5 protein-coding genes and 2 pseudogenes are annotated in these 9,677 nt (G+C 53.0%); 2 read left to right on the top strand and 5 right to left on the bottom strand.

Features of this window, described 5'->3' with window-relative positions:
- Positions 1-211 precede the first annotated feature (211 nt).
- Together QIT27_RS16775 and QIT27_RS17040 are read left to right on the top strand one after the other, a co-directional pair.
- Positions 212-613, top strand: a pseudogene (locus QIT27_RS16775) (transposase family protein); the annotation flags it as partial.
- 104 nt (positions 614-717) lie between these two features.
- A pseudogene (locus QIT27_RS17040) lies at positions 718-885 on the top strand (type II toxin-antitoxin system RelE/ParE family toxin); the annotation flags it as partial.
- A 219-nt stretch (positions 886-1,104) separates the two neighbouring features.
- Here QIT27_RS17040 and QIT27_RS16770 read toward each other — a convergent pair.
- Genes QIT27_RS16770 through QIT27_RS16750 form a run of 5 tightly spaced genes read right to left on the bottom strand, consistent with a single transcriptional unit; the run spans position 1,105 to position 9,676 of the window.
- Positions 1,105-1,893, bottom strand: coding sequence for a M48 family metallopeptidase (locus QIT27_RS16770; protein ID WP_285264471.1), 789 nt, complete (start codon positions 1,891-1,893; stop codon positions 1,105-1,107).
- Positions 1,893-5,171 (bottom strand): type I restriction endonuclease subunit R, encoded by a 3,279-nt coding sequence (locus QIT27_RS16765; protein WP_285264470.1) that lies wholly within the window; start codon positions 5,169-5,171, stop codon positions 1,893-1,895. Before QIT27_RS16765 ends, QIT27_RS16770 begins: the two co-directional genes overlap by 1 nt.
- Positions 5,168-7,024 (bottom strand): DUF262 domain-containing protein, encoded by a 1,857-nt coding sequence (locus tag QIT27_RS16760; protein WP_285264469.1) that lies wholly within the window; start codon positions 7,022-7,024, stop codon positions 5,168-5,170. Before QIT27_RS16760 ends, QIT27_RS16765 begins: the two co-directional genes overlap by 4 nt.
- Positions 7,021-8,169, bottom strand: a complete 1,149-nt coding sequence (locus tag QIT27_RS16755) for a restriction endonuclease subunit S (protein WP_285264468.1) — start codon at positions 8,167-8,169, stop codon at positions 7,021-7,023. The genes QIT27_RS16760 and QIT27_RS16755 overlap by 4 nt, the downstream gene beginning before the upstream one ends.
- Positions 8,159-9,676 (bottom strand): type I restriction-modification system subunit M, encoded by a 1,518-nt coding sequence (locus QIT27_RS16750; RefSeq protein WP_285264467.1) that lies wholly within the window; start codon positions 9,674-9,676, stop codon positions 8,159-8,161. Before QIT27_RS16750 ends, QIT27_RS16755 begins: the two co-directional genes overlap by 11 nt.
- Between the last annotated feature and the right edge of the window lies 1 nt (position 9,677).

Here is a 9,677-nt window from a genome sequence, read left to right as displayed (position 1 = left end):
GCTACCTGTACACTATCTATCCAAATTTATCGTCAACTATCTGATAGTCATAACTTACCCACCTGATGTCAGCTTAACGATATCCCCAACTGAGTAAGAGTCTTCTTTTCTATAATCACTTTGTTTTAATTATAAAGGAATAAAATAAGCCTAGGTGTTTGGTCCTGGGGTGTGGTGGTTTATGGTATGAAACCTTGTCCGCGGAGGATCCATGGCTCAGGTACTTCATCAACGCGCCACGACCACGCACGCCATCCGAGAAGACATACAGCGATCGACGGAGTCGGTCGCGACGTTAAGTCGACGCTACGGTATTAACCCTAAAACCGTACGCAAGTGGCGCAGCCGGACCTCTGTCGAAGTTGTGCGTATGGGACCCAAAGCAGCTCGCTCCACATCGCTGACACGGTTAAGTCTGCACCGACTCTACCAGCGCCACGGTACTAGTCAGCGGCCTAGGGCTGGCGAAGCAACGCGCGAGAAAAAGTTCTTCAAACATTACCCTATCGGCTATTTGCATATCGATATTAGCGATATCCAGACAGGCGAAGGCAAGGCCTATCTCTTCGTTTCAATGGATCGAACGTCCAAGTTCGTTCATGCGCAGCTATACTAAAAGATAACAAGGCAGGTGGTCGCTGACTTCCTTGTTCCAGGCGCTGTCTTATCGTGCCAAATCGGGGCCACCGCACCATCATTCTCTAACGACAGGAGAGCCGTGCTCTCTTCATGTATGAGTTCGCCAAAAGCCAAGAGGCCAACATCAGTGATGAGGAAGAGGAGGCTTTCAAACAGGCTGCTCAACACATCCTGTCACTATCGGATGCGCACCTAACAGCGATGATAGAAAAGGGGCTGTTTTCGGAGGTACATGACCATGACTAAGCAATACCGCAGTGAGGCGTTAGCTGCTTTGATTTTAAATATCCGATAGAAGTGATGAGCGAGCTGATGGCCAAGTACCATGAAAGCCCATCAACCATCCAGTGAGTGTTTTGTACTCAGAGTCTGCTTCCACCCTTACCGATAGCAGTTTTTGATAGTAAAAAATAGCTAAAACAAACCGTTACAGTAAGTTAGTGCGGTTTTGGTTTTTTCCCTGATTCAGGTATTTGGTGCGAGTGTTGCTTCAACCAAAATCAACTCCGCCTGCCCATCCAACCGCTCCTTCACCGACCGCCATTCGGGCATAAACCTATCCAGCAGCGCGTAGAAGCGCGGGCTGTGGTTGTGCTCTACTAGGTGGCACAGCTCATGAAGCAGCACGTAGTCGATGGCTCGCGTGTTGGCTTTAATCAGGTGCGGGTTGAGTAGCACGGCACCTTCGGGTGAGCAGCTGCCCCATTGGGTTTGCATGTCGATCATGCGCCAATCGGGTACGGTTTTTGTCCATGGCAACGTCTCGACCATCATCGTTAGGCGGCGTTGAAACACGTCTATCGCTATGTCGCGGTACCACTGGCGCACGGCCTTTTGTGTGCGCTCAGTGGTCAGCTCTTTGCCTTGCACCCGCAGTTGGCCGCCTATGAGCTTGCAGGTGACCTTTCGCTGGCTTGGGTCGTCGATTACCTTGAGTACGTATCTACGCCCCAGGTAGAGCATACACTCGCCGCTGACCCACGTTCTTGGCTGGACGTAGCGGTTTCGTTCTTCAATGTCATCCAGGTGCTTGAGTATCCATCTCGCCCGACGCTGCACCGCTGCTTTGATCTCGGGCAGCGGTGCCGATTCGGGTGCATCCACCTGCACCATGCCGTTGGGGTGAACATGCACCCGTATCGTGGCTTTTTTATGTTCGGGCAGATAGCACAGGTGGTAGCTGAACGTTCGCTCACCGTAACGCGTTTGATACACGCGTGGTGGTTCGTCCTGCGTGGCATCCACAGCGGTCATCACTTTGTTACTCCGTTACGCAGAATCTGCACCACTTCATCCAGAATCGCTTTGGCTTTATCCAAGCCTACCAGTGAGAACAACTTTGGGAGTAAGTGTTTGCGGACATCTTGCTCGATACCGACGGGGTTCAGTGAGTTTTCTGCCACGGCGCGGTTCACCACCGTATCGATCTCAAAGGCCTCGTCGATCAATTGCTCGCCTTTGTCTTTTTCCAACACAGCGAAGTTGTCACCAAGCACGAGTTTAAACGTGCCGTAGTAGGCCTGGGCATGCTTGTTTCCGCTAAACGCCTCTAGCGGTAGGTCAGGCACCTCTCGCTCTTCAACCTTGGCTTCCAGGTCGCTGAACAGCTTGAACTGCGCCTTGTAGTCGAACATGGATTCAGCTTTTTCGATGGCTTCCTTCAGCAGCGCTGAGAACACCTTCTTGGCGTAGGGGTCGTCGCCTAGCTTCTCCTCGATGGTCTTCTTGGTACGCGTCTTGATCTTGTCGGTTTCGTTTTTGGTCTTCTCGTCGCTCCAGTTATCCGGGTTGCTCTCTACGGGGTCGATAAGCACGGGCTCATCGCCGGGGGCAACATGGACACCGGTGACATAACGATCAATCAGATCTCGAATCTGACCTTCATAGGCGGAGTAATCGACGGTTTCCTGGGCATCCATCCGCACGGTCTTACGCAGGTCTGAAAACCACTTCAAGTCGGATTTGTACCGGCGGATATCCGCCTCGGTGAACGCCTTATCATCAAAGAAGCTCTGCGTGGAAAGCGCCGTTTTTAAACACATCCCGAAGTGAGTGACGGCCTCATAGAAATCCTCCCGCAGTGCCTGACGAACATCCACCTCGACACCGTCCTCATCGGCTTCATAGTGAGGCATGAACACCTGACGATAGGGTTCAGGGTCTAGGCGATTATCAATATGCCCGAAGAAGCTCAGAAGCCGGTCGTGCAGCCTTGGCAGCTTCTTGTATTCCGTGTCGACGTTGGCATACAGGCCTTCAATATCCTCAATGGCAAAGCCGCCCTGGGTCTGATCCTCAAAGTTTTGGTAATCCTTAATGGCGGTATCCAGCTCTCTGAGGATGCCTCGGTAATCGATCAGGTAACCAAAGGGCTTCTGGGGATGCAGCCGGTTAACGCGAGCGATGGCCTGGATCAGGTTGTGGCCTTTCAGCTGCTTATCGATATAGAGAACGGTGTTGCGTGGCTCATCAAAGCCTGTCAGGAGCTTATCAACAACGATCAGGATGTCTGGTGGGCCATCGGTGCCGAAATCCTCTATCGTGGCTTTCTCGTAGTCCTGTGGGTCGCCCGTGACGTTCTTCTTCCACCACGCTTGCACTAAAGGCAGGTTGGCTTCATCCACATCGGTATGGCCTTCGCGGGTATCCGGTGGGGAGATCACAATGGCACTGGTCACTTCGCCAATGCTATCGAGCGCCTGTTTATAGCGTATCGCGCTGAGCTTGCTGTCGGTGGCCAGCTGTCCCTTCAGTTCTAATCCCGCTTTTTTGAAGTTCTCGCTGAAATGGACACTGATATCAAACGCGTTGAGTTTGATACGATCCTGCGCGGTATAAATCTGACCTTGCTTGGCGTACTTGCGTTTGAGGTCGGCTTTCTGGTCATCTGACAGAGCGGCGGTCACCTTATCAAACCAGCTATCGACCGCCTTCTGGTTCACATCCAGCAGCGGTTTTCGCTCCTCGTATAGCAACGGCGTAATGGTGCCGTCCTCTACCGCCCGCTTCATGGTGTAGGCGTGAATGATGGCCCCGAACTTCTCGGCAGTTTCGCTTTTCTCGTTTTTCAGCAGCGGCGTGCCGGTAAAGGCAATGAAGGAGGCATTGGGCAGGGCTTGGCGCATCCGCTGGTGGTTTTCACCCCCCTGGCTGCGGTGGCCTTCATCCACAATGACGATGATATTTTCCGAGGGGTTATAGCATTCTGGCTGCTTAGCGGCGGAAGCGAATTTGTTGATGATGGTGAATATAATCCGCTCATTGCCTTGGCCAATGCGCTTGGCCAGCTCCTTGCCGGAACGCGTTTTTGCCAGGGAGTCCCCGCTTTTTTTACCGGCGATGTCACTGCCAAAAGCCCCACCGGTTAGGAAGGTCTTGGATAGCTGTTTCTCCAGATCCACCCGATCCGTGACGACGATGACCCGGCAATTCTTTAGCGCGTCACTGAGCAGGAGAGCACGACAGAGGTACACCATGGTGAACGATTTACCGGAGCCGGTGGTGTGCCACAGCACGCCGCCCCGGCGTTCGCCGCTGGGCTTAAAGCCCGAGATGCGTTCCAACAGAGCCTTGATGCCGAATGCCTGGGGGTAACGGGCCGCGATCTTGCCTACTTTACGGTCAAACAGGATGAATAGCCGGAGAAACTCCAGAAACCGGTGCCTATCCAGCAAGCCGACGAGAAGCCGGTCTTGTTCGGTCGGCGTGACGTGCTTTGACCATAGCTGTTCAAAGTAAGCCCGAACCTTTGGAGGCTTGCCCTGGAACAGCGCGTCCTTAATCGAGGCAGACAAAGGCTGGTTCTTGATGCCCTGAACGTAGTGATCGTCAAACTCTTCATCTTTCCACGTTGACCAGAACTTGGCCGGGGTATGGGTCGTACCGTACCGGCCATCGTTGCTGCTGATGGCGAGCAGCAACTGGGCGAAAGCGTACAGGTAAGGGATTTCATCGTTTTTCTGGTTACGGAGGTTCTGGCTGATGCCTTCCTCCACCATGTTCTTATTGGGGTTGCCAGAGGCAGCACGCTTGGCCTCTATCACCGCCAAAGGAATACCGTTCACGAACGCCACCACATCGGGGCGGCGGGTATGGGTGCCCTGGGTGGAGAGCACCTCCATCTCCTCGGTGATGTGGAATTCGTTGTTATCCAGATGCTCCCAATCGATCAAGTGAACCGTTGGCTGAGCTTTTTTGCCGCCCACGAACTCGGTCACGGTAATGCCCAGCGTCAATAGGTCGTACACGGCCTGGTTGGCGTCCATTAAGCCCTGCGCCATGGAGGGCGTCGTGATTTCGCGGATGACCTGATCAATCGCCTGATCGGACAGCGGGTACGATCTGCCCTTAAACGTGAACCGACGCTGGCGTAATACGCGCTCTAACACCGGCTTCATCACCACATCCCGCTGGCTGCCTCGCAGCGTCTGACACTCGGTGGCGGGTAGAAACGTCCAGCCCAGGTTGATCAGTGTCGCCAGAGCGGGAATGTGGCTGGCATGCTGCTCGTTCCCTTGCGGGGTGGTGTTCATGCGACCTCCGTACCGACCAGCGTCTCAGGCCAGATACGCTCGCAGATCATGCGATACAGTTCCTGCCGCGCTTCAATATCCGCTTTTTTGAAGGTGTCGTGCGGCTGGAACGGCAGATTCAACTCCGTTTTCAGCTTGAGAAAATTCGGATTATTCTCGTAGGCGAGCGGGCAAAGCGACTTCACCAACAGATTCTCTTTGATGTAGTGCGCCTTTTTTTGCTCATAAGGCTGGTCACCATACGATTGGTTCGTGCCTCTGGGCAGCAGAACAAGATCCCCTAGCCGATTGCGGTAGTGGTGGAACTCGTGTTCTTGTTCAAACTCATCTTGATGACGGGAAAACTTATCAGCCCATATATGTTCGACTTCAAAGGGCTTACCGCTGGCAGGCTGGTAGTAGGTCACAAAGCTGCTGCTCATGCCTGCCTGCTGTTCACACCAAGCGGTCATACGGGCCAGCAAGAATTTTACAAACCGCCGGTTCTGGCCGTGCCAGCGAAAATGCTTCATGCCCTCGAACGACTCGTGCATGCCCTCAAGTTTCTGACCTAGCAACCGCTGAAGTTCCGGCAGATCTTTGCCGCGAATCTCTTTGACCAGGCTATACATGGTGTAGCGAATGGAGTTGGCGGAAAAATTTCGGAAATTCACCGACCGGCGCACCACAAAGGTTTCGATATAGGCGGCCACGGTATTGATTTTAAGGGCCACGGTGGCTTGGCTGTCGTGCGAATTAAGCGCCGCCAGCATCAGCGGCAAACTCAGCGTGGGGGCAATTCCCCAGCGGGAGATATAAAACACATGCTCCAACCCCGGCACCAGGGTTTTCTCCGCATCCAAAATACGCAGGTACGCTTTGTAGTAGAAGCGGAATTCATGCTGAACAAACTGTTCAAATGAGTCACCGCTGTCCGCATCCAACCCTACCTTGGAAAGGTTATCGCGTACCCAACTGTGAAAACGGGTACCAATTTTCTCGAAATCCTCGTTCTTGGAACCTGCCTTACCGGGGCGGATGCTTTCGGCATAGCGCGCCCGTAGCCACGACTGGAAGAAGCGTTGATCTTCATCCTTGTCATAGGCTTTCAGCTCCAGCATGGCTTGCTTCCAGAAGTTGTTGGCTTGCTTACGTTTTTCGGTGCTGTCGAAACGCGACAACACAAACCCCTTCAGCATTTCTGAAGGCGTCAGGTTTAGGCCACGGTCGTTCATGGTTTCGAAGATGGTGTAGGCGTTTTCATCGGAGTAGGCGATGATTTCCACCATGATCACGTTGTACCGCAGCCAATCAATAAAGAAGTGAAACGCGTCGTTTTTCAGCTCTTCAGGGAACGCTTTATCAATATCCTGATACCGCTCCGCCATATTGCGGGTAGATTCATCAGCACTGTCATCGGGCACGTACTCGCCCTGGCTGAAAAGGCCTTCCAAGCACGGAATACGCTCCTCAACCGTGATATTGAACGACTTACTGCCGCGCAGCTCCGAGAAAATCATGGGCTCGATTTTCTCCTGAAACGGCAGCTCCTTCTGAAGGTTGTTCAAATAGATCAAAAATAGCGTCAGCGAGGTTAAGCGCTGCTGGCCGTCGATAATACTGCGTTTGCCATCCTTACTGCTGACCACAAAGGGGCCCAGGTAGTAATTATTGTAGTCCTCCCCCTGCTCACGCTTATCGCCAGGGGTGTACTCACTCAGAAAGGCCGAGGTTAAATCCGTCACCAGCGCTTCAATGTGTTTCTCGCCCCAACTGTATTCCCGCTGGAAATAGTCGACGGTGTACTTTTGCTCATTCAACACATCGAACAAGTTCCGGTGCCGAGCTTCAATTTTGTTTTCTAGCTTGCTCATGCGGCCTCCGTGTCCGCGTTTACCCGACGCTTGCCGGTCAGGAGCTGTTGCATTAGGGCCTTCTTTTCCTGTTTTAGGCGATTAACACGATTTTGAAGCTGTTCGGTTTCCTTACTTGCCGTCGTTAAAATATTGGCAATCGCTTGTTGCTCTTTTTTCGACGGTATCAACACACGAATAGCATGAAGATCTTTCGGGTATACATGTGGCTGGGCACCTCCGCTCTGAAGGGCATAAATCCTCTGCTGATTCCAGGTCATCAAGTGGTACAGAAACTCAATATTACTCTCTTCGCTGGCCTCAACTACAGAACAGTCCGATGCCCAAAACTTGTATTCGTGGTAAGCGACGTATCCTGCATACGCACCACTCGCACTTACAGTAATGGCGTGATCATGCGTATAGGTTTTGTGCGTGTATGGACTTGTTTTACCCCCTGCGACAACAGGAAACACTCCATCTTCAAGATCCTTGCTGCTTAGGGCTTTACCTTTTGAAATCGCAGCAATGTCTTTGAGGTGGCCGTCCTCCCACTCCTCCTCAAACCCCGGCAACCGCTTCTTCCCGTTCAGTAACTGCTGCATCAACCCTTTTTTCCGCTGCTGGCTGTTCTCAAGCAGGTGCTCGGTGGCGGTAATGGCCTGATCCCAGGTGGAGAGAATCTGGGCGATCTTTTTTTGTTCGGGGTGTGGCGGGAGATTTATTGGGTATCCTTTAACCAGGCTGGTGTCGAGTCTTCCCGTTCCGTGCCCGGCGGTGCTAACGAGCTGTCGAATCCTGTTTTTTTGAGCGACTAGCAGAAACGAAAGGAACAAGCCGTCTACATGGCTTTTGGGTACAAGGGCCTTAATATCCTGATTGAATGCCATCTCCCTGCTGGCGTAGCCGACCGGAAAATCCTTTAACAGCGTCATTCCTCTGACGAGAATCAGCGACGCTCCCATAGGAGCTTTCTTCGCAATGGCAAAGCCTTCCGCCGTGAGCGTATCAATACTCTCTCTAAGGTAGTGGGATTTCAGGTCTTTACCCGAGATCCATGGTTCAGAGCCGCCCCAGTAACCAGCAGTTTGCTTGCTGGGTGTACCCCCAGATGAAAATGTTGCAACATCCCCAACTTGAGTGGCTTTCCATCCCTCAGGAACCATAACCCAACTCCTTCAAATACCCGTCCATCTGCTCGTTTAGCTTTGCAATCTCGGCTTCGATGTCCTTCCGCTCCGCTTGCACGGCCATCAGGTCGATCTCTTCCTCTTCTTCGAAGGTGTCCACGTAGCGGGGGATGTTGAGGTTGAAGTCGTTTTCCTGGATTTCCTCTTGGCTGGCGACGTAGGAATACTTGTCCCTGGTGTCGCGCTGCTTGTAGGTGTCGATCACCTTGGCAATGTTATCATCGGAGAGCTGGTTCTGGTTTTTGCCGGCCTTGAACTCGCGGCTGGCGTCGATGAACAGTACGTTGTTGTCGGTCTTGTCCTTGCGGAACACCAGTACCGCCGCCGGGATGCCGGTGCCGTAAAACAGTTTCTCGGGCAGGCCGATGACGGCATCCAGCAGGTTGTCTTCGATTAGCTTTTGGCGAATCTTGCCTTCGCTAGAGCCACGGAACAGCACGCCGTGGGGTACGACCACCGCCATGCGCCCAGTCTTTGGCTTTAGGGTCTCGATCATGTGCAGAATGAAGGCATAGTCGCCCTTGGTCTTGGGTGGTACTCCGCGCCGGAAGCGACTATAGGGATCGCTGTCTGCGCCCTCAAAGCCCCACTTCTCCAGTGAGAACGGCGGATTGGCTACCACGATGTCAAAGTGCTTCAGGCCACCGTTTTCATCCAACAGCTTGGGGTTGCGGATGGTATCGCCCCATTCAAGCTTGTGGTTGTCGATGCCGTGTAGAAACATGTTCATCTTCGCCAAGGCCCAGGTGCTGCCGATGGCTTCTTGACCGAACAGCGCGAAGTTCTTGGAGCCATCGGCACCTTTACGGATCTGGTTAGCACATTTCAGCAACAGCGACGCAGAACCACAGGCGGGATCGCAAATCTCATCACCTTCCTTCGGCTCGACGAGCTCAGCCATCAGTTCGGAGACTTCCGGCGGGGTATAGAATTCACCGGCTTTCTTGCCGGAGGTGGCCGCGAAGTTTTTGATCAGGTACTCGTAGGCGTTACCGATCACGTCCAGCTTACCAATTCGACTCGGGCTTAGATTGAGCTCAGGGCGGGCAAAGTCTTCCAGGATGTGGCGCAGAAGCTCGTTCTTTTGCTTCTCATCACCGAGCTTGTTGGAGTTGAAGCTAATGTCTTGGAACACATCGGCCAGCTTAACGATATTGGCTTCTTCAATGGCGTGCAGGGCCTTGTCGATACGCTCGCCGTTGCCTGGCTCATGCCGCTGGTCATACAGGGCGTAAAAACCGGAACCATTAGGCAGTACGAAGCGCTCATTCTTCATCAGCTCTTCAATGAGCTCCGGGGTATCGCCGTATTCGGCCACGTAGTTGTCGTAGTGATCCTGATACACATCGGACAGGTACTTCACGAACAACATCGTCAGCACGTAATCTTTGTAAATGCTGGGGTCGACCGTGCCCCGGAAGGTGTCGCAGGCGTTCCAAACCGCCTTATTGATCTGTTCCTGCTTAAGGGAATCGTTACTCATA

It is taken from the genome of Halomonas sp. LC1 (assembly GCF_030247125.1).
Classification (GTDB): Bacteria; Pseudomonadota; Gammaproteobacteria; order Pseudomonadales; family Halomonadaceae; genus Vreelandella.
Note: the sequence above shows the minus strand (reverse complement) of the source record. Positions and strands in the feature narration are given on the sequence as shown.

Excerpts from the sequence above, each read along its gene's own strand:
- QIT27_RS16770 (WP_285264471.1), bottom strand. The coding sequence starts at position 1,893 with ATGACCGCTGTGGATGCCACGCAGGACGAACCACCACGCGTGTATCAA.
- QIT27_RS16765 (WP_285264470.1), bottom strand. The coding sequence starts at position 5,171 with ATGAACACCACCCCGCAAGGGAACGAGCAGCATGCCAGCCACATTCCC.
- QIT27_RS16760 (WP_285264469.1), bottom strand. The coding sequence starts at position 7,024 with ATGAGCAAGCTAGAAAACAAAATTGAAGCTCGGCACCGGAACTTGTTC.
- QIT27_RS16755 (WP_285264468.1), bottom strand. The coding sequence starts at position 8,169 with ATGGTTCCTGAGGGATGGAAAGCCACTCAAGTTGGGGATGTTGCAACA.
- QIT27_RS16750 (WP_285264467.1), bottom strand. The coding sequence starts at position 9,676 with ATGAGTAACGATTCCCTTAAGCAGGAACAGATCAATAAGGCGGTTTGG.